The sequence below is a fragment of the Flavobacterium sp. genome, assembly GCF_027531705.1.
Lineage (GTDB): Bacteria > Bacteroidota > Bacteroidia > Flavobacteriales > Flavobacteriaceae > Flavobacterium.
The window spans coordinates 13,749-36,804 of the sequence record NZ_JAPZSP010000022.1 but is presented as its reverse complement, the minus strand read 5'-3'; the positions used below and the strand labels follow the sequence as shown (position 1 = coordinate 36,804).

Here is a 23,056-nt window from a genome sequence, read left to right as displayed (position 1 = left end):
AACTGTAAATGTGCTTCCTTCCATTTCGTTTGGAAGTAATTTTTTAGTTTTTGCTCTTCCTGCTAAATCTCTTACACTTCCTCCGATTTGAGATAAACTCATTGCATCGGTAAAACGTAAAACAGGAACTACTAATCCGTCTTCAACTGCAACTGCAACACCTATATTCACGTGGTGATTGATGGTAATTGCATCTTCTTTCCATTGCGAATTGATTTTTGGATGTTTTTTTAATGCCATTGCGCAAGCTTTGATTACCATATCGTTGAATGATACTTTGGTATCTGGCACGGAATTAATCATTGCTCTTGATTTCATAGCTTCGTCCATACTTACTTCAATTGTTAAGTTGTAGTGAGGCGCTGTGAATAATGATTCAGCTAAACGTTTAGCAATGATTTTACGCATTTGCGAATTCTTGATTTCTTCAGTCACAACTTCACCTGCAGGAACAAATGGTTTTGCTGCTGGAGTAGCTTGTGCTTCTGTTTGAGAAGTCGATTGTGTTGCAACAACTGGAGCCGAAGCTGTAAAGTTTTCTACATCACTTTTAACGATTCTTCCGTTTTCACCTGAACCTTTTACTTGAGAAAGACTGATTCCTTTATCTTTAGCAATTTGTTTTGCTAATGGAGAAGCGAATATTCTTCCGTTATCTGAAGTTGTTGTTTCTTGAGTTGGTTGAGATGAAGCAACTGGAGCAGCAGTTTCTGTTTTTGCAACTGCTGGTGCTTCACCACCTTTTGAATAGTTTTCAGCTATTCCTGTAATATCAGTTCCTGCTGGTCCGATGATTGCTAAAACGCTATCTACTGGAGCAGATCCTCCTTCTTGAATTCCAATGTATAATAAAGTTCCTGCATTGAAAGATTCGAATTCCATAGTTGCTTTATCGGTTTCGATTTCAGCAAGCATGTCACCTTCTTTTACTGTATCGCCAACTTTTTTCAACCAAGTCGCTACAGTTCCTGTTGTCATTGTGTCACTTAAACGTGGCATTGTGATAACTTTTACACCTGCTGGTAAGGTTGTAGGTTGTAGGTTTTGGGTTGTAGGTTGAGCAACATCTTCTTTAACTTCAACTTTTTCTTCTTGGGATTTGGAATTTGAAGTATTGGAAATTAAAGAGCTAATATCTTCGCCTTCTTTTCCGATGATTGCTAATAATGAATCAACTGGAGCAGTTTGACCTGCTTCAATTCCGATGTGTAGTAAAACACCTGAATTGAACGATTCAAATTCCATTGTAGCTTTATCGGTTTCGATTTCAGCTAAAATATCACCTTCTTTTATTGTATCACCTACTTTTTTAAGCCATGTTGCAACAGTTCCTTCTGTCATAGTATCGCTCAAACGAGGCATGTTTATTACTGTTGCCATAATTATAATCTATGAGGAATGAAAGGATAATTTTCTTGTTCGTACACTACATCGTAAAGTTGTTGAACTTCTGGGAAAGGAGATTCTTCTGCAAACTTTTCGCATTCGTCAACTAAGTCTTTTACTCGTTGATCCATTGCTTCAATTTCAGCATCCGTTGCGTATTTTTTCTCCTTTATGATGTCAAGAACTTGAGTAATTGGGTCGATTTTTTTGTATTCTTCAACCTCTTCTTTTGTTCTGTATAATTGAGCATCCGACATAGAGTGACCTCTATAACGGTAGGTTTTCATCTCTAAAAATGTAGGTCCGTCACCACGACGAGCTCTGTCAATTGCTTCTTGCATTGCTTCAGCAACTTTTACAGGATTCATTCCGTCAACTGGTCCGCATGGCATTTCATAACCTAAACCAAGTTTCCAAATATCTGTGTGATTTGCAGTTCTTTCTACAGAAGTTCCCATGGCATATCCATTATTTTCACAAATAAACACAACTGGAAGTTTCCAATTCATAGCCATGTTAAAAGCTTCGTGAAGTGAACCTTGACGTGCAGCACCATCACCAAAATAGGTTAAAGTAACACCGCCTGTTTCAAAATATTTATCAGCAAAAGCCATTCCTGCTCCAACTGGAATTTGAGCACCCACAATACCGTGACCACCATAAAATCCGTGCTCTTTTGAGAAAATGTGCATAGAACCACCCATTCCTTTTGATGTTCCAGTTACTTTTCCGTAAAGTTCTGCCATTACTTTTTTAGGATCAACACCCATTGCTATTGGCTGAACGTGATTACGATAAGCTGTAATCATTTTGTCTTTAGATAAGTCCATTGCATGGATTGCTCCAGCTAGAACTGCTTCCTGACCATTATATAAATGTAAAAATCCTCTAACTTTTTGTTGAATATATACAGCGGCTAATTTGTCTTCAAATTTTCTCCAAAACTGCATTTCTTCGTACCATTGAAGGTAAGTTTCCTTTGTAATTGGTTTCATTTTTTAATGAATTACGTTGATTAAATGTATTGTAATCGTATCACAAATTGCGAATTATCAAATTTGCGAATTGCAAAAGTAAGATATTGATAGTAGAAGTAAAAATAATTCAGAATTAAAATAGCATTTTTTAATAACTGTTTATTCTTAAATATCAACTATATCGTTATAGCTTACAAGGATGTTTTGTCAAACGAAAGCGGCAATAAATTATTTATAGAATTTGACTTATAAACTTCGCCAGATTCACCCATAAAATAGATTTCAATTGGAGTGTCTTGTTTAAATTCATATTCAGCAATTGATTGTCGACATGCGCCACATGGTGGAATCGGTGATAAGGTAGGATTAGTATCCGATGCTGCAGTAATTGCTAATTTTACAATTTTAGCATTTGGATAAATTGCTCCAGCTTGAAAAATCGCTACTCGTTCGGCACATAAACCAGAAGGATATGCCGCATTTTCTTGATTTGAACCTAAAACTATTTTACCATTATCTAACAATATTGCTGCTCCAACTCTAAATTTAGAATAAGGTGCGTAAGCATTTTTTCTAGTTTCTATGGCTTGATTCATTAATGTTTGAATCTCGCTAGACAATTCATTGATCCCGTTGAAAATTGAAATTGTGGTGTTAATGTTTATTTCTTTCATTATATATAGAGGAAAAAAAATCCAAACTTCAATTAGAAATTTGGATTGTTATTTAATTTATTATTTTTTAATATTCATCATATTTGTCTCCAAAAGCAAAGCTCAATGAGAATCGAAGCGTATTTTCTAATGGGTTTTTAACTTTAGAAGCTGAGAATAAATAGGAAACATCTACTTTTATTGCGCTGTATTTGAAACCTGCTCCTAGAGAAAAGAATTGTCTTGCTCCTTTAACTGGACTTTCATGGAAATAACCAAGTCGCATTGCAAAAGAATCTTGATACAAATATTCAGTTCCAACTGAGTAAGTAATCTCTTTTAGTTCTTCAGAGAAACCATCAGGAGCATCATTAAATGATTTGAAAATCCCTGATGACCAACCAATAGTGTTGTAATTTTCTCTTGTTATAGAATTTTGTTCACTTTGTGTTATATCATTTGGATCATCAAAATCGCCATCTCCATTTTCATCAAAAGCTGGTTGAGCGATTTGTGGAGTTGGTACTAATAACTTAGTTACCTCTGTATTTAATGATACTTTATTATAATCATCTAAAATAAAATCAAAGCCAGCACCCAATCTTAACAAGGACGGTAAGAAGTTTGCGTTTAAATCACTTTGTTCTTCATCATAGCTAATTTTTGGTCCTAAATTCTGAAAATTAAATCCAGCTCTCCAACGTCCATTAAAATCGTTATAGGCAATTTCTTCTGATTGATAAAAGCCAGCTACATCTACGGCAAATGAATTGGCAGCAGCGTTACTTTGTCCAGCAGATGCTAATCTTAAATTAGAACTAATAAAACGACCTCCAACAGACATTGAAAACCTTTCACTTAATTTTAAAGCATAAGCACCGTCAATTGCAAATTCGCCTGGTTTAACAACCGTTAATGCTGTGCCAATATCGTCAGTTAATTGAATTTCACCTAAGCTAAAGTAACGTATACTAGCTGAAAAAGCGCTTTGTTCGTTTAATCTATTAAAATAATTTACTTGACCTAATGAAATATCATTAACCAATTCAGATAAATAAGGTGTATAACTTATTGAAAATCCTTGTTTATCTAGCGAAAACGCATATTTAGCTGGATTGTATTGTTGTGAAAACGCATCTGTAGAAGTAGCTACACCTTGGTCGCCCAAACCAGCAGAACGAGCATCTGCAGCAATTAATAAAAAAGGAACTCCAGTGGTGATAACCCTTGTGGGAGTTTCTTGAGCTATAATTTGTTGTGTAAATAACGAGCTAACGAATAGTATTAAAATCTTCTTCATTTTATATTTTTAAATGATTACAAATATAGTATTTTATTAAAGGATTACAAGTTTCTCAAATTTTTCTGTTTTAGAATTTGAAATAGTTGATTTGACAGTCAGTTTGTAGATGTAAACACCTTTGCCAATCTTGTCACCAAAGTCGTCCTTTCCGTCCCATGAAATTTCTTTAGACAAGAAACCATCAGTTGTAACAACTTGATTTTTGGTCCAAATAACTTTTCCAGTTATAGTCATAACTTGGACTTGAACATCTAGAGGTTCGAAGGGTTTGTTGTGTGTAAACCAAAATTGTGTGTAGTTTACGAAAGGATTTGGATAATTCAAAACATTAGTAAGTGTTACTGAATTGTCACCAACAACAATAAATTGAATTTCTGCAGAAATTGGATTATTATAAACATCCCAAGCTTTGAAAGTGATTGTATGTAAGCCTAATGCAAGATTTCGAAAAGGATATTTTAATTTTCCTGACTTGTAATTATCTAATTCAGTTTCGTAATAATCATTTAACTTAATTGGATTTGTTTCGTCACCATCTAAAATCGCAATGATGTCGTGACCTATTCCACTTGCTGTATTAATTCCGTTTTCGTCTTCAAGAAAAGCTAAAAAGATTGGTGATTCATTGGTGATTCCTCCAGAAATAAATGTTTTGTCATTCATGTATAATTTTACTGTTGGAGCTGTATTATCAGCAGGAGCGTTTAAATTTACACCGCCAACTTTTATGGTGGTGTCATAACCTGTTTTGTCTAGTAAAATGTTATTCCTTTTTGCATAAAAACTCATTTTGCCATTTCCTACAGCTATTGTAATATCTCTAGGAACAACAAATCCAAACTCAAAATTTCCATTTACAACTGTTGCATTTCCTCTAAAAATTGTTTCACCTAATACATTGAAATTTAATGATGAATCATTGGAATCATTGTTTAAGGTCGTTCTTACAATTTCTTTGTCATAAATTTGAATGGCGACTTCTCCGTTGTATGTAGATAAAAGAGTGCCGTTTTGATCGGCAACTTCACCATTAATTTTCATATATGAGAGTGCTTTGAAATCGTCAATTGTTTGCGTGACAGGAACGTCGTTAACCTTAGTTAATTTAATCTGAGGTTTAGGCATAGCAAGCATTAAAGCTGGATCGCCAAGACATGCTACAATTTTCACTCCACCACTATAGTCATTTTTTGCCAATCGTAATGCTTCAGCAACAGAAACATAATCATTGGTGTCGTAAGCAAAAACGTATTTGCTTATGTCTTTGTTGAAATCTTCACCAGTAGTTTTGCCAATTTCTCTAACGGTTGTTAGCATTGCTATTGCTCCTCCTTTTGGATTCCAATAAGTGTATTCACCACCTGTTGGTCTTGAGGGATTATCAAATCTTGAAAAGTCACAGGTTATCGTTATGAATAATGGGTATTTAAAACGGTTGCTTAAATTTTGGCCGTCTGCTTTTTCCCATATTCTCTCCTGAGATAAACCGTCTTCACCACCATGTCCAAGATAATTAAAAACCAACGCTCCATTTTCAAAAGCATTATAGATGTCTTTTCTTGCTTGCGGGTATCTTTCACCTCCGGCAGAAGTTTCTTGAGCATAGGAGTCAAGGAGTATTTTTTTTACATTCATAAATGGTTTTTCAGATATAATAACATCGGCTAATTGGTTTTGCTCTACTTGCAATGTTTTGTCTCCAAAATCGCCAGGTATGTCAGCATCATCAGCAATAACTACAAAATTATTTCTCCAGTTTCCATAAGATTTAAAGTCATGATACTCTAAAACTTTATTTACTAATTCATCTGCTTGTTGTGCAGAGTTGGCTATCATTCTGCCAACAGCAATATCTAAATCATCATTTCTAATATCAAGGTTTCCACCATTTACATTCATTATGCCATAAAAATCATCAGTAGCAAAAGAAGATTCACTTATAGAAGTAAAGTTTTTCGCATGGTAAATAGGAACAAAATTGGTGTTGTTTGCTGTTTTGTTTTTAAAATCATAAGATGCATCTCCAAATAGGTTTACATACCTTACCGCTTTATCTACTGTTGAAGCATTGTTGTAGACGTATCTTATAAAGTTACGAATTGCAGTAACATCTTGTTTTCCAGATGAAAATTCGGGATAGATACTTTCAACGGTTACTACTTTTACATTTAAAAGTGAATAATTTCGGTGAAAATTTGCTAATTTTTCAGCTTGATTGTAAAAGATAGAAGGTGTAATGATTAAATAATCAATATCTTGAAGGTTGCCTTGAGCATTTTTGAAAATGGTTCCTTTCAGATTTTGATTAGAAACTTTAGGCTGACTTTCCTTTAGTGGTGAGTATAAATCATTTCCGACAACTGCAATAAATTTCCTGACATCTGTTGCATTTGATTTAAATGAAAAAGCGGATTGTGCATTATTGGTGTATTTGGATACATTATATATGTCTGTGATATCCCAAACTTGTGCGATTCCGTTTGCATTAGAAATTTGATATTCTTTTACAAAATTATTGGAAGTTGCATTATTTTGAAATCTAAATTGTTTTCCATATCCTTTTAGTTGACTTTTAAATTTTAAATTGATATAATTTAAATAACCGTTTGCTGTTGGAACACCATTGTTATTAAAAGTCAATTTGATATTTAAACTTTCTGTAGAAGGAATTGTTTCAGAATGAAAAGAAGGGCTGGGTAACTTACCGTCTCCAGCTAAGAATGATTTTGTAAAAAGAGTTTGGTTGTTTGCTTCAAATTTAAAAGAACAACTACTTGTTGACTTTACTGCAAAAAGAGTTGTTAAACTAATTGTTGATGAGGGAACAATATTGGGTAAAGAAAAATTAAAATCTTGAACATTTTTTGTGTCAAAGTCTTCTCCAAACCAAGTTCTTCCAACTTTAGCAATATTAACTTCATCAATCTCGTGAAATAAAGTATTGTCAAAATCAGTTATAGTTAGGTTGCTATTTTCTATTGGTTGAGAAGCCTCTGGGATTCTTTTTCCATCCGCTCCATCTGTTGTTATATAATAATAGGAGTTGTCAGAATATAGATTTACATTAGTTTCACTTTCTGAGTTCCAATTATCAGTCCCTTCTCCATAAAACAAAATTCCATCAGAATCATTAAATACACCATCTTCTTCTCCAATAACTTGTATTGCATTTTCTGTTAAATCGTCAGGGTAGAAGGTATTGTTTGGTAATGGTAGCATTCTTCCTCCGTTTCCGTATACTTTTAATTTTTTTGGATCAATATTGTCAACATTCATTCCTAAACTTCTTAAAAAACTTTTAGTGACTAAGTAAACACCAGATTTTTGGATATAAAAACGATACCAATCTCCTGTTTCTAATACAGAATTTGTTGGATTCATACCAAATCTTCTGCTCGTTGAATTTGAACTTTGTCTAAAGCTATAATCAAAAGATTTCACTCTTTTATATATTGAGCCTTCCTTAATAATAGGTGAAACTTGTAATCTTGCAACTATTTTGTTTCTCACATAATTGCTGCTAATGCTTGCTTCTAGTTTCGAAGGAAGTTTAGAAATGGGTAAATCACCTAGACTTGCTTCTGAAACAATTTCATAAAAAACATTTGAGATTTGTAACGAATTTTCATCAGCAGGTTTTTCTAAAGGAATTTTAAGAGCAAATAATAATTCTTTAGTGTAGCTATCAAAAACAAAATTTCTAACATCAAATTGAGGAATTGCCATTTTGGTTTCACCAACCATATACTCGGTTTTGTTACTCCAATTAATAATAACAGTCTCTTTCTTTTGAGCAAAAGAAAAAGTAAATTGGAATAGAATAAATAGTAAAAAAGTATTTTTCATCGAAGTAGAAACGATTTTTTTCAAAGAATAGTATTTAGCATGTAAAAATAATTTTTTTAATTCAATAATATAATATTTGAACAATTTTTACGTTACTTATATTCGATGTAAGCATTATTTTATCGATTAAATGCAATTTTTTATAAAAAGGTGTTGCAAATTAAATGTTAATTGTTAACTTGCGCCCAAAATTTATTACCTACTAAAAGTATGAAAGTAAACAAAATTATGATTGTCAAGTCATTACTATCATTAGTAATAGCGTTAGGTCTTATGACTAGTTGTGGAAAAGGGAAAGACACCAAAAACACTTCGAGTGCCACAGGATGGAAGATAAATGACAAAAAAGGAGGTTTTCAGTATGCTTCAAATTTCAAAAAGCAAGCTACCGGTCCAGGATTAGTTATGGTTGAAGGTGGAACTTTCACTATGGGAAAAGTTCAAGACGATGTAATGCATGATTGGAATAACTCTCCAAATCAGCAACACGTTCAATCTTTTTACATGGATGAAACTGAGGTTACAAATCTTATGTACTTAGAGTATCTTGAGTGGTTGAAAAGAGTATTTCCTCCAGATCAAGAAAACTACAAAAACATATACGATGGTGCTTCGCCAGATACATTAGTATGGAGAAATAGATTAGGTTATAATGAAACTATGACCAATAACTATTTAAGACATCCAGCCTATGCTAATTATCCTGTAGTAGGTGTTAACTGGATTCAAGCGGTTGAATTTAGTAAATGGAGAACGGATCGTGTAAATGAGAAAACTCTTGAAGATGCTAAATATTTGAAAAAAGATGCTAAAGTTGCTGATACAAAAGCAGAATCAACTTTTAGTACTGAAACTTATCTTGCTGCTCCAACTAAAACTTATGGTGGAAACGAAGAAATCGTTCTTAAAAGAGGAATGGTTAAATCTGCAAAAGATAGTACAAATGTTTATGCTAAAAGATCTTCAGGTATGATTTTACCTGAATACAGACTTCCAACAGAATCTGAGTGGGAATATGCTGCTGCTGCTGATGTTGGTCAAAGAGAATATAATATTTACAAAGGTCAAAAGAAATATCCTTGGTCTGGTTCATATACTCGTTCAGGAAAACGTCAATTCAAAGGTGACCAATTAGCAAATTTCAAACAAGCTAAAGGTGATTACGGTGGAATTGCAGGTTGGTCCGATGACGGTGCTGATATTACAAATGTTGTAAAATCATATCCTCCAAATGATTTTGGGTTGTATGATATGGCTGGAAATGTTGCAGAATGGGTTGCTGACGTTTACAGACCAATGGTTGATGACGAGGCAAATGATTTCAACTACTACAGAGGTAACGTTTACATGAAAAACAAAATAGGTGATGATGGTAAAGTAGAAATTGTTACTGCTGAAACTCAAACTTATGATACACTGTCTAATGGTAAAATTGTTGCAAGAACTTTCCCTGGTGAAATTGCAAGAGTTCCTGTTGACGAAAAAGAAACTTATTTAAGACAAAACTTTGATAAGTCTGACAACAGAAACTACAGAGATGGTGATAAACAGTCTACTAGATATTTTGATTTTGGATCTTCTGAAGATGATGATGCTAAAACTAAAGACAAACATATAATGTATGATTCTCCTAAACATAATGTAACAACTGATAGTTTAGGTAACATGGTGAGAAAATATGATAGATCTAGCAAAAGAACTACTTTAGTTAATGATGACGTAAGAGTTTATAAAGGCGGATCTTGGAGAGATAGAGCTTATTGGTTAGATCCAGCTCAAAGAAGATATTTCCCTCAAGATATGGCAACAGATTATATTGGTTTCCGTTGTGCAATGTCTAGAGTTGGTCCAAAATCTGATAAAAAGAAAAGACCAAGAAATTAATTTAAATGATTTAATACTATATAAAAGCCCTATCTTAGGGCTTTTATTTTATAAGTTTTTTTCAAAATGAATACTAACGAAATTCACAAACTGTTTTTAAATTGTTCTTCTGTGTCTATTGATACAAGAAAGATTGAACCTAATTCGTTTTTTGTTGCAATTAAAGGCGATAAGTTTGATGCAAACACTTTTTCTAAAGAGGCATTAGATAAAGGTGCTTCTTATGTTATAATTGATGATAATAGATATTATATAGATCAAAGAACAATCCTTGTAAAGAATAGTTTGGAAACTTTGCAAGATTTAGCAAATTTTCATAGAAATTATTTAAAAATACCAATTATAGGGTTGACAGGTAGTAATGGAAAAACTACAACCAAAGAGTTAATTAGTGTTGTGCTTTCTAAAAAGTATAATAGTAAAGCTACTGTTGGAAATCTGAATAATCATATTGGAGTTCCTTTGACACTTTTATCTTTCAATTCTGAAACAGAAATTGGGATTGTTGAAATGGGAGCAAACCATCAAAAGGAAATAGAGTTTTTGAGTAATTTAGCTCAGCCAGATTTTGGTTATATAACAAATTTTGGTAAAGCTCATCTTGACGGATTTGGAGGTTTTGAAGGGGTTATTAAAGGTAAAAGTGAATTATATCAGTATTTAAAGTTGGCTGATAAGTCAGTATTTGTAAATATTGATGATAAGTTGCAAGAAGAAAGAACGAAAACCTTAAAGAGAATAACATTTAGTCAGCAGGACTTATCAGCTGATATCTTTATAAAGAGTGTAAAAGCCAATCCTTTTGTAATAATTGAGTTTAATGACATTATTATTAAATCAAATTTAATTGGGCTGTACAACGCTAATAATATAAATGTAGCAATCACAATTGGAAAACATTTTGGGGTTTCTGATATTCAAATAAAAGAAGCGATAGAGAGTTATATTCCTGAAAACAATAGGTCTCAATTGATTAAAAAAAATTCTAATGAAATTATTCTTGATGCTTACAATGCAAATCCTAGTAGTATGAAGGTGGCATTAGAAAATTTTATTCAATTAGATAAAGAAAATAAAGTTGTTATAATTGGCGATATGTTTGAATTAGGTAAAGAAAGCATACAAGAACATCTCTCAATAGTTAAAATGCTAGAAAAAGAATCTGAAATCAAATGTGTTTTTATTGGAAACGATTTTTATGCAAATAAAGAAGATCATCTGCACTTTCAATTTTATAAATCTTTTGATGATTTCGCTATGTTTTTGAAAGAGAATCCACTTAAAAATAATTCCATTTTAATTAAAGGTTCACGAGGAATAGCTTTAGAAAGAACATTAGAATATCTTTAAAATTAAATAAAAACTCTTCAAGAAATTGGAGAGTTTTTATTTATGAGTAAGCATGGATTAGATTTTTTTGATTCTACTGAATTGTTAGTTTACTAAATGGTTTTTTAACTTTTGAAAAAAAAAACTCCAACATTTCTGTTGAAGTTTCTTGTGGGCGATGAGGGGTTCGAACCCCCGACCCCCTCGGTGTAAACGAGGTGCTCTGAACCAGCTGAGCTAATCGCCCTTATTGCGAGTGCAAATATAAGCTACTTTTCTTTATTTGCAAACTTATTTATAAAAAATTACAAAATTTCTGCAACAACAAAAGTGCTGCCGCCTATATATATAAAGTCATCTTCGGAAGCATTTTTCAAAGCTTCTTTATAAGCATCTGAAACTGAATTGTATATTTCGCCATTCAACTCGTATTTTTTTGCTTCTTGCTGTAAAATGGATGCGTTTAATCCTCTAGGAATATTTGGTTTACAATAGTAATAAATCGCACTTTTAGGAAATAGAGGCAATATTTCGTCCATATTTTTGTCATTTACAACTCCTAAAACAACATGTAATAGATTGAATTTTGTTTTTTGCACCTGTTTTAAAGTTATTTCTAACCCATGTTTGTTGTGAGCTGTGTCGCAAATAACTTTTGGCTTCTTTTTCAATTGTTGCCATCTTCCTTGTAATCCTGTATTTTGGATAACTTTTAGAAAACCATTTTCAATATTGATTTCAGAAATTTGAAAATCATATTTTTCTTGAATGATTTTTATTGATTGTAAGACGGTTTTTTTGTTGTGAAATTGGTAATCGCCTAGAAGTGCTGAAGCATATTCTTTATTGATTAATTCAGATGCAAAATAAATTTTTGAATTAGTTTCTTTAGCTTTCGTAATAAAAACAGGTTTTGTTTCGCTAGTGAATTCTCCAATTACAACAGGAATTTTTTGTTTTATAATTCCCGCTTTTTCTTTTGCAATTGATGCTAAAGTTGTACCTAAAAACAGGGTGTGGTCTAAACCTATATTTGTGATTACTGACAACAAAGGAGAAATTATATTTGTTGAGTCTAAACGACCTCCTAAACCAACTTCAATAATGGCAATATCAACTTTTTCTTTTTGAAAATAATCGAAAGCCAATCCGACGGTCATTTCAAAAAAACTTAATGAATTTTCTTCAAAAAATGATTTGTGTTTTGTTACAAATTCACAAACAAAATCCTCCGAAATTTCTTTTCCATTAATTTTTATTCTCTCGCGATAATCTTTTAAATGTGGTGATGTATAAAGTCCAGTTTTATATCCAGCTTCTTGAAAAATGGAAGCAAGCATATGCGATGTAGATCCTTTTCCGTTGGTGCCTGCAACATGAATACATTTTAAATTTTTTTCAGGATTGCTAAGATGGTTTGCAAGCAAAATAGTGTTGGATAAATCTTCTTTGTAAGCAGAAGCTCCTTGATGTTGATACATTGGTAACTGTTCAAACATCCAGTTTACAGTTTCTTGGTAATTCATTTTAAAAAGATGGTTTACTCCGTTAATTTGAAGCTATAAAGAATTTTTCCAACTTGTTTTTCTGGAGCACTTGCACTTGCATCAAATTTAGTACTCAAGGCAGCAATTTTTGCTTGATCTAATAAGCATTTTGCTGAATTTGTTGTTCCTCTAACTCCAGCAGTTGCATTAGTTACAACACCTGAACTATTTACAGAAATTTCAACAGCAACCGTTCCTTCTTCGTTACAAGTATATTTAGGTTGTGGTTTAGAAAGTGCTTTTCGACCACTCAATTGATAATTTCCAACTCCATTTCCTCTACCTCCGCCATTTCCGTTTCCATATCCGCTTCCAGTTCCAAGACCTTGACCGCTTCCGTTACCACCACCGCTTCCTGTGCCTGAACCACCACCGCCATTATAGCCAGTTGCATTTTTATCTCCATTAGCTTTTCCTTTGTTGCCAGCAGTTTTGTCGTCACCATCTCCCGATTTTGACGAACCATTCATAATACTAGAAAGAGCATCTGAAGTTGATTTTGATGGTTTGGGAACAACTTTTACAACTGGTTTTTCTGTGACAACTTTTTTTGGTTTTTCTACAGGTTTCTTTACAGTTACAATTGCTGGTGCATCATCATTATCACTAACAATTATTTCTTTTTCATCCGCAACAGTTTCTTCGGTTTTTTCAGGAGCAGCAGATACTTTTTCCATTGATTCGAAATTATCACCTGATCCAACTTCGCTATCACCAAAATTTACAGCAACTTCACCGCCACCGCCACCGCCTTCTAACATTTCCAAATTGACAACATTTGAAAATTTTAGATAAAATAAAACCAAAAATAACAATGCAAAGATAGCAGTTGTTATTCCTAGAGATTTCCTTTTATTTTCAGTTTCGATAAATGCCATAAATAGAAAGTTATTATTGTATAACGAAAATACTAAAAAATAATTGTTATACCAACTGTTTTAATGCAATTTCAAATGCAGTAGCACTGATGTTTACTTTTGAATTATTTAAATCGTGTGTTTTCTCGATAGCTTTTTTGATTGTTTCAGAAATATCGTAAAAAACGGCTTCGTCAGTCATTTGTACTTTTTTCTCCATAAAATAGGCAAAAACTCTAGCCATACCACAATTTGAAATAAAGTCAGGAATCAAACTTACTTTACTATCGGTTTCTTCCATAATCGGTCCAAAGAAAATTTCTTTATCAGCAAACGGAACATTCGCGCCACACGAAATCACTTGCAATCCTGAATGGATTAGATTATCCAATTGGTCTTTTGTTACTAATCTTGAAGCCGCGCAAGGAGCAAAAATATCGGCATCAATCGTCCATATTTTTTGATTGATTTCTTCAAATGGAATCATATTTTCTGCAACCAATTTGTTACCATCTTTATTCAAGAATAATCGTCTGATTTCTTCAAATGAGAATCCGTTTTCGTTGATGATTCCACCATCGCGGTCAATAATTCCGATAACTTTTACGCCCATTTCAGCTAAGTAAAAAGCTGCCGCCGAACCTACATTTCCAAATCCTTGAACAATGGCTTTTTTGTCTTTAAAATCGCCACCATAAGTGTTATAATAATGACGAACTGCCTCAGCAACGCCATAACCAGTGATCATATCAGCAACTGTATATTTTCTTAATACGTCTGGAGAAAATTTTGGATTTTCAATTACTTTGATAACACCTTGACGCAATTGTCCAATTCTATTGATTTTATCTGCTTCTGTTGGTTTGAAATGTCCGTTAAAAACTCCTTCTTGAGGATGCCAAACACCACATTCTTCAGTATATGGAATTACTTCGTGAATTTCGTCAACATTCAAGTCACCACCAGTTCCATAATAACTTTTCAACAAAGGCGAAACTGCTTTGTACCAACGTTGTAAAACGCCTTTTTTGCGAGGATCGTTCGGATCAAAATTAATTCCAGATTTTGCTCCACCAATTGCCGGACCAGAAACAGAAAATTTCACTTCCATTGTTTTGGCTAACGATAAAACTTCGTTCATGTCTAAACCTTTTCTCATGCGAGTTCCACCACCAGCTGCACCGCCACGAAGTGAATTGATTACTGTCCAACCTTCGGCTTCGGTTTCGCTATCTTTCCAGTTGAATACTATTTCGGGTTGTTTATTTTCGAATTTTTTAAGTAAATCTTTCATTGTTTGTTTATGTAGTCTGTTTGTGTTGCAAATATAAGGTTTTAAAAAGATTTGAGATTTTCCTTTTATAAAATTTGTTTAAACCTTAATCTTTTTGAATATTTATCAATCGAATATGAAATTAAAACTCCAATGAAGTAAGCAGCCAAATCACTCCATAAAAATCCTTGACCTAAAATATAATGTCCGAAAGTTGTTTTTCTAATTTCAATCATCCAATTGGCTTGATATAGTTGAAGAAATTCGATGCTAAAACAAATTAATAAAGCAATGATGGCAGATTTTAGCAAATTGTTTTTATTGAAAAAAAATCTAACAATGAAATAAATCATCATTGCATATAATAAATCGCCAACGAAAAGTGGAATGATTGAGATTTTTCTAGAAAGAATCCCTAAAATGATTATCAATAAAACTAAAATTGGGTATTTGAAATTCTTCATGGAATGAAAATATTTCCTGAACTATGATCCATCTTCGCGCCAGTAACACTACTCAAAACATTGATTTCATTTCGTAATTTCAAAACTCCTAAAAGCCCAAAAATCAACGCTTCTTTAAATTCTAAAGTTTTATTGTCAGGAATTATGATTTTGATATTTGGCAAGTGAAACTGCATTCGTTCAATTAAAAAATCATTGTAAGCTCCTCCACCAGTTATCAGAATTTTTCCGGTTTTGTTTGGTAATGCTAATGAAGTTTGTAAAGCAATATGTTCGGTAAATGTGTGCATTTTATCTTCAATTGAAATAGAATATTTTTCAATTAATGGCAATACAGTTTCTTTTACAAACTCAAATCCGAGTGATTTTGGAAATGATTTTTTATAATAATCTAAAGTGTTTAATTCTTTCAACAAATCCGAATTTATATTTCCTGAACGAGTGATTTTTCCTTTATCATCGTAATTTAATCCTAATTTATTAGAGTAAAAATTTAGAACCGTATTCACAGGTGAAATATCAAAAGCAATTCGCCTTGAATTTTCTTCAAATGAGATATTAGAAAATCCACCTAAATTTAAACAATAATCATATTCTGAAAATAAAATTCTATCACCAATTGGCACTAATGGTGCACCTTGACCACCCAATTTCACATCTTGAACTCGGAAATCACAAACTACTTTTTCTTGAATTATTTCTGCTATTTTAGGAAGATTTCCTATTTGAAGTGTAAAACCATTTTGAGGTTGGTGTAAGATAGTATGTCCATGAGAACAAATGGCATCGATATTTGAAATTGAGTTTCTTTCGATAAATGATTTTATAATTTTTCCTAAAAGTTCTGTATAATCTTCATTTAAATCAATCAAATTTTCTTCAGAAAAACTTACGGCTACTTTCAATTTGTTTAACCAATCTTGAGAATATGAAATGGTTTCTGATTCAAGGATTTGGTAATTCCATTTGCCTTCTTTTGTAGTAAAATTAATGTGTGCTAAATCAATTCCATCAAGAGAGGTGCCTGACATTACTCCAATAATATTATAAGATTCTTTAAACATATTCTAAATTTACGAAATCGTTTGAGATTTTAAGTTTTAAAATGTACTTTTGGCATTCAAAAATACAATATACATTTTACAATATACATTTATACTTAAAAAGATATGGATTTTAATCTTACCGAAGAGCATTTGATGATTCAGCAAGCTGCAAGAGATTTTGCTCAAGCCGAACTACTACCTGGAGTAATTGAAAGAGACGAACATTCTAAATTTCCAACTGAACAAGTCAAAATGATGGCAGATTTAGGGTTTATGGGAATGATGGTTGATCCAAAATATGGTGGTTCAGGTTTAGATAGCGTTTCCTATGTTTTGGCAATGACTGAAATTGCTAAAGTGGACGCTTCGGCAGCTGTTATCATGTCGGTAAATAACTCATTAGTTTGTGCCGGAATGGAAAAATATTGCAACGAAGAACAAAAAATGAAATATTTAGTTCCTCTTGCTAAAGGTGAAGTTATTGGTGCTTTTTGTTTGTCAGAACCAGAAGCTGGAAGTGATGCTACATCGCAAAAAACTACAGCAATTGATAAAGGAGATTATTATTTGTTAAACGGTACAAAAAACTGGATTACAAATGGTTCAACTGCTTCAACTTATTTAGTAATTGCTCAAACTGATGTTGAAAAAGGTCACAAAGGAATCAATGCTTTTATTGTAGAAAAAGGTTGGGAAGGTTTTGATATCGGACCAAAAGAGAAAAAAATGGGAATTCGCGGAAGTGATACACATTCGTTATTATTCAACGATGTAAAAGTTCCAAAAGAAAATAGAATAGGTGAAGACGGTTTCGGATTTGCTTTCGCAATGAATGTTTTAAACGGAGGAAGAATCGGAATTGCATCGCAAGCATTAGGAATTGCAACTGGCGCTTATGAAATTGCTTTGAAATATTCAAAAGAAAGAAAAGCATTTGGAAAAGAAATTTTCAATCACCAAGCGATTGCTTTTAAATTGGCCGATATGTACGTAAAAGTTACTGCTGCCAAATTATTAGTAATGAAAGCTGCTTGCGAAAAAGACGAAGGTAAAGACATTGCGCATTCTGGTGCTATGGCAAAATTATATGCGTCTGAAATTGCTTTAGAAGTAGCTAATGAAGCAGTTCAAATTCATGGCGGAAATGGTTATGTTGCTGAATATCATGTTGAAAGAATGATGCGTGATTCTAAAATCACTCAAATTTATGAAGGAACTTCTGAAATTCAACGTATTGTGATTTCTAGAGGATTGATTTAGAAATAAAAGTTAATTATAATTCAAAAAACTCTTTAAGGTAATTTCTTAAAGAGTTTTTTATTTATATTTGAAAAAAAATTGATAAGATGCTTATTCCGTCCATTGAAAATACACTTACTGAATTATCTGATTTGTTGTCTCAATTGACAAAAGATGACTTTTCATGTCCGTGTCATGGATTGAGTAATGCAACAATTGGTGAGCATATGCGTCATATAATTGAGCTTTTTCAATGTTTAGAGAATCAATATGAAAGTGGTGTTGTAAATTATGATAGTAGAAAAAGAGATTATGCTATTCAAACATGTACTGAAACAGCAAAATTAGCTATTGAAACCATAAAAAGCAATCTTGAAAAGCCAAATAAAAGTTTGATTTTGCACCAAATAATTGATGGAGAAACTATAGAAATAGAAAGTAATTACAATCGTGAATTGCTGTATAATTTAGAACATTGTATTCATCATCAAGCATTAATAAAAGTAGCCGTTTTGCAAAATGATTCGATAAAAATCGATTCAAATTTTGGAGTTGCTCGTTCTACAATTGAATACAGAAAACAATGTGCACAGTAAGTTTTGTTTTTTCTAACGGAAAAGCAATTTTAACTCACAATCGTGATGAAAAAGTAGCTCGTCCAAGTGCTATTGAACCTCAAAAATATTCGGTAAATAACAAAAACATCTATTTTCCAAAAGACCAAAAAGCTGGTGGGACTTGGTATGCTGTTGCCGAAAATGGAACTGTTTTAGTATTACTAAATGGCGCCGATGAAAAGCATCAATTAAAACCATCTTACAGAAAAAGTCGCGGATTAATTGTTCTTGATTTAATAAGCTCAAATTCACCCATTGAAGAATGGAATTTGATTGATTTATCAGATATTGAGCCTTTTACAATTGTCTTATTTCAGGACAAAAAATTATATCAACTACGTTGGAATGAATTCGAAAAATCTACTTTAAATTTAGATGTAAATCAAAGTCATATTTGGTCTTCGTCAACTTTATATCCAAAAGAAATTCGTGAGTATAGAGCTGAATTATTTCAAAATTTTATAGTTTCGAATGAGATTTCTGCTGAAAAATTATTCCAATTTCATCGTTATACAAAAGAAGATGATTCTGAAAACGGACTGATTATCAATAGAAATGGCGAATTGAAAACCTTGAGTATTACACAAACTGTGATTCAAGAAAATAAAATTGTACTTTCGTATTTTGATTTACAAAATCAGGAGGAATTCATTAATTCAATTACCATTAAATAAGTTGAAACTTTTTTTTCATAAACTTTTTCGTTGGGAATATTGGCCGTTTCAAATTGTCTATATTCCTATTTATTTTTTGTGGGCTTTTTATGCTTTAAAATCGCGTACAATTTTCTTTTTTAACGCAAGTAATCCGAAGATAAAAAACGGTGGATTTATGGCTGAAAGTAAAAAGGAAATTTACGATTTAATTCCGCAAAAATATTATCCAAAAACAGCTTTGGTTTTCGAAAATAACGATTTTGAAAAAGTAATTTCAGTTTTTCAAAATTCAACTATTCAATTTCCATTTATTGCAAAGCCTGATATTGGTTTAAGAGGTTCTGCAGTAAGAAAAATTCATGATTTGGAAGAATTGAGAACTTATAATTCTAATGCAAATTTTGATTATTTAATCCAAGATTTGATTCCATATGCCAATGAAGTTGGTATTTTTTATGTTCGATTTCCCAATGAGAAAAAGGGAAAAGTAACTGGAATTGTAGCCAAAGAATATGTAATTATTGAAGGTGATGGAAAAGCAACAATGGAGCAATTGATAAGAGCAAATCCACGTTATGAATTACAAATTGAAAATATTAAGAAAGATTTCGGAACTCAATTTAATGAGGTTTTAGAAAAAGGTAAAAAACTAAATCTTGTGCCTTACGGAAATCATGCTCGTGGTGCAAAATTTATTGATGCAAGTAATTTAATTACAGATAAATTAAATCAAACAATCGATGCAATGTGTCAAGAAATTCCTGAATTTTATTTCGGAAGATTGGATATTATGTATGATTCATGGATAGATTTAGAACAAGGAAAAAACTTTGCAATTGTTGAAATAAATGGAGCAGGAAGTGAGCCAACACATATTTATGACCCAAAACATTCGCTCTTTTTTGCATGGAAAGAATTGGCGCGTCACATTACTTACATGTATAAAGTAAGTGTTCAAAATCATAAAAGAGGATTTCCTTATTTGGAGCATAAAGAAGGAATGCGTCAATATAAATTACATTTGGAGCAAAGTAATAAGATTGTAAATTTTTAATGCAAATTCTAAAAAACATATTCGTCGGATTTTTAGTCAGTTTTATTGGCTCAATTCCGCTTGGTTATTTGAATATTGTGGGTTATGAAGTTTATAAAAGTTTCGGGTTAAACGAAACTATTTTCTATTTACTTGGAGTGATCTCGATTGAGTTTTTTGTGATTTATTTCACCTTGATATTTGCTAATAAATTAATTGAAAATAAAAAACTGATTAAATTTATTGAAGCATTTTCAATTATTTTTATGTTTCTATTGGCTTATATATTTTATTCAAGTGCATCAAAAGAGGCTTCTTCACAAACAGTTTTAGACAAATATGTTGATTATTCTCCGTTTGTTGTTGGAGTAATTCTAAGTTGTTTAAACTTCATTCAAATTCCGTTTTGGACAAGTTGGAATTTGTATCTTCTAAATGGAAATTATATAGAAGTTTCAAAATCAAGAAAATATTTCTACGTTTTAGGTACCATTATCGGAACCTTTTCTGGAATGTTGGTTTTGATTTTATCTTTAGATTATGTAACTAACCAAACTGATTTTTTAGCAAAGTATTTAATGAAAGTAATAATTCCGTTAGTATTTATAATTTTGGGATTAGTACAAGGATTTAAGTTTTATAAAAAGTATTCTAAATAGTTTTTTTTATCTTTACCATCAAGTAAAGAAACAAATGAAAAATATCATTATAACAGGAACTTCGCGAGGCATTGGTTACGAATTGGCATTACAATTTGCAAATGAAGGTCATCAAGTCTTAGCCATTTCACGAAAAACACCTCAAGAATTAATTGATAATCCAAACATTACTTGTCTTTCTATAGATATTGCTGTAGAAGATGAAATGCACATCATTGATAAATTTATAGCTTCCACTTGGAAAAAAGTAGATGTTTTAATCAATAATGCAGGATGTTTAGTTAATAAACCATTCTCACAGTTGACGCAATCTGACTTTGAACGAGTTTATAAAGTAAATGTTTTTGGAGTAGCCAATTTAATTAGAACTTGCTTGCCTTACATGCAAAAAGGAAGTCACGTTGTTTCCATAAGTTCTATGGGCGGAATTCAAGGAAGCATGAAATTCCCTGGATTGGCAGCTTACAGTTCAAGCAAAGGTGCTGTAATTACTCTATCAGAATTATTGGCAGAAGAATACAAAGAACAAGGAATTGCATTCAATGTTCTAGCACTTGGAGCTGTAAATACCGAAATGTTGCAAGAAGCATTTCCGGGTTATGAAGCACCAATTTCACCAAAAGAAATGGCAGATTATATTTTCAATTTTGCTTTGAAAGGAAATAAATTTTATAACGGTAAAGTCCTACAGGTTTCTAGTTCAACTCCTTAAATATTAAATTATTTTTGTAAATTGTACCTTCATTTAAATTATATAAACATGACAAAAGTAAACGCCATTCAGTTATTTGAAAGTAAAAATGTAAGAACTATTTGGGATTCTGATCAAGAAAAGTGGTTTGTTTCTATTATTGATGTGATAGCAATATTAACAGATAGTGTAAATGCAAATGCTTATTGGAGAAAATTAAAACAGCGATTAAAAGCTGAAGGAAATGAAACCGTGACGAATTGTCACGGGTTGAAAATGATTGCTCCAGATGGTAAAATGCGTTTAACTGATGTCGCTGATACTGAGCAACTTTTTAGACTAATTCAATCCATTCCTTCGCCTAAAGCTGAACCTTTTAAACTTTGGTTGGCTCAAATTGCTTCTGAAAGATTAGATGAAATTCAAGATCCAGAATTGACTATTGACCGAGCTTTAGAACAATATTTGCAATTAGGATATTCAGAGAATTGGATAAATCAACGATTAAAAAGTATTGAAATTCGTAAAGAACTTACCGATGAATGGAAAAGTAGAGGTTTAAAAGAAGGACAACAATTAGCAACTTTAACCGATATTATTTCAAAATCTTGGTCGGGAAAAACTACCAAAGAATATAAAATTCTGAAAGGGTTAAAAAAAGAAAATCTTCGCGATAACATGACTAATACCGAATTAATATTAAACATGTTAGCCGAAGCTTCAACTAAAGATATTTCTCAAGCAGTAAATCCTGAAACTTTTGAAGAAAGTAAAAAAGTAGCAAAACAAGGCGGAAATGTTGCCAAAGTTGCTATGAAAGAATTGGAAGCAAAAACGGGAAAAAAAGTTGTTTCTTCACTCAATGCTAAATCATTATTAGACTTAAATAAGAATATTGATAAATAAATGAGCGAAGTCCTATCAAAATATCTTCCTGAACATGCAGTGAATTTATGTTTTGAATTAATCAGAGCTAATGCTGTGCATTTAAAAATCGTTAACGAGCGACAAACGCGCCATGGTGATTATCGAAAAGGGCTTTCAGGTAAACACGAAATTACGGTAAATGCCAATTTGAATAAATACCGATTTTTGATAACACTAGTACACGAAATAGCACATTTAGTAGCTTTTGAACAATTTGGAAGAAAAATTTTGCCACATGGAGTAGAGTGGAAGATGACGTTTCAAAGATTAATGGTTCCGTTTATTCGACCTGAAATTTTTCCGCATTCGGTTTTGCCTTTAGTAGCTAATCATTTTAGAAATCCAACTGCAAGTAGTGATACTGATGCCAAATTAGCTTTCGCCTTAAAACAATTTGACGAAAGAAAGCCCGATATTCATTACATTCACGAAGTACCAAGTGGTAGTTTGTTCAGAATAAAAAACGGAAGAATTTTTCAGAAAAAAGGACTTCGAGTAAAAAGATATGAATGTATTGAAGTAAACACAGGAAGAACTTTTTTGTTTAACGCCAACGCTGAGGTTGAGATAATTCCAGGTTAATTTTAATCTATAGAAATCTTCATTTCGAAGCAAGAAAAGTGTATTCTATAATGACTTTGACTTTATTTCTTATTTTAATAAATATAT

20 protein-coding genes and 1 tRNA gene are annotated in these 23,056 nt (G+C 32.1%); 10 read left to right on the top strand and 11 right to left on the bottom strand.

From position 1 onward, the window contains the following. The 5 genes from O9267_RS09605 to porU form a co-directional block, all read right to left on the bottom strand. A partial coding sequence (locus tag O9267_RS09605; RefSeq protein WP_298178648.1) for a pyruvate dehydrogenase complex dihydrolipoamide acetyltransferase occupies positions 1-1,380 on the bottom strand: 1,380 nt, incomplete at its 3' end. A 2-nt stretch (positions 1,381-1,382) separates the two neighbouring features. After that, on the bottom strand, positions 1,383-2,381 hold the full coding sequence (pdhA, locus tag O9267_RS09600; protein ID WP_298178646.1) for a pyruvate dehydrogenase (acetyl-transferring) E1 component subunit alpha: 999 nt from the start codon (positions 2,379-2,381) through the stop codon (positions 1,383-1,385). 173 nt (positions 2,382-2,554) lie between these two features. Further along, entirely contained in the window at positions 2,555-3,037 is a 483-nt protein-coding gene (cdd, locus tag O9267_RS09595; protein ID WP_298178644.1) for a cytidine deaminase, read from the bottom strand. A 67-nt stretch (positions 3,038-3,104) separates the two neighbouring features. After that, positions 3,105-4,316, bottom strand: coding sequence for a type IX secretion system outer membrane channel protein PorV (gene porV / locus O9267_RS09590; protein WP_298178641.1), 1,212 nt, complete (start codon positions 4,314-4,316; stop codon positions 3,105-3,107). Positions 4,317-4,352: 36 nt separating this feature from the next. Beyond that, positions 4,353-8,165, bottom strand: a complete 3,813-nt coding sequence (gene porU, locus O9267_RS09585) for a type IX secretion system sortase PorU (RefSeq protein WP_298178639.1) — start codon at positions 8,163-8,165, stop codon at positions 4,353-4,355. Between the two features lie 210 nt (positions 8,166-8,375). On the opposite strand from porU, the gene gldJ reads away from it, so the two are divergent. Together gldJ and murF are read left to right on the top strand one after the other, a co-directional pair. After that, entirely contained in the window at positions 8,376-10,049 is a 1,674-nt protein-coding gene (gene gldJ / locus O9267_RS09580; protein ID WP_298178636.1) for a gliding motility lipoprotein GldJ, read from the top strand. A gap of 66 nt (positions 10,050-10,115) precedes the next feature. Further along, positions 10,116-11,399 (top strand): UDP-N-acetylmuramoyl-tripeptide--D-alanyl-D-alanine ligase, encoded by a 1,284-nt coding sequence (gene murF, locus O9267_RS09575; protein ID WP_298178633.1) that lies wholly within the window; start codon positions 10,116-10,118, stop codon positions 11,397-11,399. Between the two features lie 151 nt (positions 11,400-11,550). Here murF and O9267_RS09570 read toward each other — a convergent pair. From O9267_RS09570 to O9267_RS09545, 6 genes are all read right to left on the bottom strand, one after another. Next, positions 11,551-11,625 (bottom strand) — tRNA-Val (locus tag O9267_RS09570). A 58-nt stretch (positions 11,626-11,683) separates the two neighbouring features. After that, complete coding sequence (locus O9267_RS09565) at positions 11,684-12,904, bottom strand: folylpolyglutamate synthase/dihydrofolate synthase family protein (protein ID WP_298178629.1); 1,221 nt, start codon at positions 12,902-12,904, stop codon at positions 11,684-11,686. A gap of 14 nt (positions 12,905-12,918) precedes the next feature. Further along, positions 12,919-13,803 carry an energy transducer TonB gene (locus O9267_RS09560; protein ID WP_298178628.1) on the bottom strand — a complete coding sequence of 295 codons (885 nt, stop codon included), beginning with the start codon at positions 13,801-13,803 and terminating at the stop codon, positions 12,919-12,921. Positions 13,804-13,849: 46 nt separating this feature from the next. After that, complete coding sequence (locus O9267_RS09555) at positions 13,850-15,076, bottom strand: Glu/Leu/Phe/Val dehydrogenase dimerization domain-containing protein (RefSeq protein ID WP_298178625.1); 1,227 nt, start codon at positions 15,074-15,076, stop codon at positions 13,850-13,852. Positions 15,077-15,141: 65 nt separating this feature from the next. Beyond that, positions 15,142-15,519 (bottom strand): DUF2809 domain-containing protein, encoded by a 378-nt coding sequence (locus O9267_RS09550; RefSeq protein ID WP_298178623.1) that lies wholly within the window; start codon positions 15,517-15,519, stop codon positions 15,142-15,144. Beyond that, a complete protein-coding gene (locus O9267_RS09545; RefSeq protein ID WP_298178621.1) occupies positions 15,516-16,583 on the bottom strand; it encodes an anhydro-N-acetylmuramic acid kinase in 1,068 nt (355 codons plus the stop codon). Before O9267_RS09545 ends, O9267_RS09550 begins: the two co-directional genes overlap by 4 nt. Before the next feature lie 105 nt (positions 16,584-16,688). On the opposite strand from O9267_RS09545, the gene O9267_RS09540 reads away from it, so the two are divergent. The 8 genes from O9267_RS09540 (at position 16,689) to O9267_RS09505 (ending at position 22,969) form a co-directional block, all read left to right on the top strand. After that, a complete protein-coding gene (locus O9267_RS09540; protein ID WP_298178619.1) occupies positions 16,689-17,825 on the top strand; it encodes an acyl-CoA dehydrogenase family protein in 1,137 nt (378 codons plus the stop codon). 86 nt (positions 17,826-17,911) lie between these two features. Beyond that, entirely contained in the window at positions 17,912-18,400 is a 489-nt protein-coding gene (locus O9267_RS09535; RefSeq protein ID WP_298178616.1) for a DinB family protein, read from the top strand. Next, positions 18,388-19,095 carry an NRDE family protein gene (locus O9267_RS09530; protein WP_298178613.1) on the top strand — a complete coding sequence of 236 codons (708 nt, stop codon included), beginning with the start codon at positions 18,388-18,390 and terminating at the stop codon, positions 19,093-19,095. The genes O9267_RS09535 and O9267_RS09530 overlap by 13 nt, the downstream gene beginning before the upstream one ends. Before the next feature lie 157 nt (positions 19,096-19,252). Next, positions 19,253-20,131: a D-alanine--D-alanine ligase gene (locus O9267_RS09525; RefSeq protein ID WP_366522004.1), complete on the top strand. Its 879-nt coding sequence runs from the start codon at positions 19,253-19,255 to the stop codon at positions 20,129-20,131. Then, positions 20,131-20,769, top strand: coding sequence for a hypothetical protein (locus tag O9267_RS09520; protein ID WP_298178607.1), 639 nt, complete (start codon positions 20,131-20,133; stop codon positions 20,767-20,769). The genes O9267_RS09525 and O9267_RS09520 overlap by 1 nt, the downstream gene beginning before the upstream one ends. Before the next feature lie 34 nt (positions 20,770-20,803). After that, positions 20,804-21,481 (top strand): SDR family oxidoreductase, encoded by a 678-nt coding sequence (locus tag O9267_RS09515; protein ID WP_298178604.1) that lies wholly within the window; start codon positions 20,804-20,806, stop codon positions 21,479-21,481. 48 nt (positions 21,482-21,529) lie between these two features. Beyond that, positions 21,530-22,366, top strand: a complete 837-nt coding sequence (locus tag O9267_RS09510) for a Bro-N domain-containing protein (RefSeq protein WP_298178601.1) — start codon at positions 21,530-21,532, stop codon at positions 22,364-22,366. Beyond that, complete coding sequence (locus tag O9267_RS09505) at positions 22,367-22,969, top strand: SprT-like domain-containing protein (RefSeq protein ID WP_298178599.1); 603 nt, start codon at positions 22,367-22,369, stop codon at positions 22,967-22,969. Positions 22,970-23,056: the final 87 nt, after the last annotated feature.

Bases quoted from the DNA above. Each gene is read 5' to 3' on its own strand.
- pdhA (WP_298178646.1), bottom strand. From the start codon at position 2,381: ATGAAACCAATTACAAAGGAAACTTACCTTCAATGGTACGAAGAAATG.
- cdd (WP_298178644.1), bottom strand. From the start codon at position 3,037: ATGAAAGAAATAAACATTAACACCACAATTTCAATTTTCAACGGGATC.
- porV (WP_298178641.1), bottom strand. From the start codon at position 4,316: ATGAAGAAGATTTTAATACTATTCGTTAGCTCGTTATTTACACAACAA.
- porU (WP_298178639.1), bottom strand. From the start codon at position 8,165: ATGAAAAATACTTTTTTACTATTTATTCTATTCCAATTTACTTTTTCT.
- gldJ (WP_298178636.1), top strand. From the start codon at position 8,376: ATGAAAGTAAACAAAATTATGATTGTCAAGTCATTACTATCATTAGTA.
- murF (WP_298178633.1), top strand. From the start codon at position 10,116: ATGAATACTAACGAAATTCACAAACTGTTTTTAAATTGTTCTTCTGTG.
- O9267_RS09565 (WP_298178629.1), bottom strand. From the start codon at position 12,904: ATGAATTACCAAGAAACTGTAAACTGGATGTTTGAACAGTTACCAATG.
- O9267_RS09560 (WP_298178628.1), bottom strand. From the start codon at position 13,803: ATGGCATTTATCGAAACTGAAAATAAAAGGAAATCTCTAGGAATAACA.
- O9267_RS09555 (WP_298178625.1), bottom strand. From the start codon at position 15,076: ATGAAAGATTTACTTAAAAAATTCGAAAATAAACAACCCGAAATAGTA.
- O9267_RS09550 (WP_298178623.1), bottom strand. From the start codon at position 15,519: ATGAAGAATTTCAAATACCCAATTTTAGTTTTATTGATAATCATTTTA.
- O9267_RS09545 (WP_298178621.1), bottom strand. From the start codon at position 16,583: ATGTTTAAAGAATCTTATAATATTATTGGAGTAATGTCAGGCACCTCT.
- O9267_RS09540 (WP_298178619.1), top strand. From the start codon at position 16,689: ATGGATTTTAATCTTACCGAAGAGCATTTGATGATTCAGCAAGCTGCA.
- O9267_RS09535 (WP_298178616.1), top strand. From the start codon at position 17,912: ATGCTTATTCCGTCCATTGAAAATACACTTACTGAATTATCTGATTTG.
- O9267_RS09530 (WP_298178613.1), top strand. From the start codon at position 18,388: ATGTGCACAGTAAGTTTTGTTTTTTCTAACGGAAAAGCAATTTTAACT.
- O9267_RS09525 (WP_366522004.1), top strand. From the start codon at position 19,253: ATGGCTGAAAGTAAAAAGGAAATTTACGATTTAATTCCGCAAAAATAT.
- O9267_RS09520 (WP_298178607.1), top strand. From the start codon at position 20,131: ATGCAAATTCTAAAAAACATATTCGTCGGATTTTTAGTCAGTTTTATT.
- O9267_RS09515 (WP_298178604.1), top strand. From the start codon at position 20,804: ATGAAAAATATCATTATAACAGGAACTTCGCGAGGCATTGGTTACGAA.
- O9267_RS09510 (WP_298178601.1), top strand. From the start codon at position 21,530: ATGACAAAAGTAAACGCCATTCAGTTATTTGAAAGTAAAAATGTAAGA.
- O9267_RS09505 (WP_298178599.1), top strand. From the start codon at position 22,367: ATGAGCGAAGTCCTATCAAAATATCTTCCTGAACATGCAGTGAATTTA.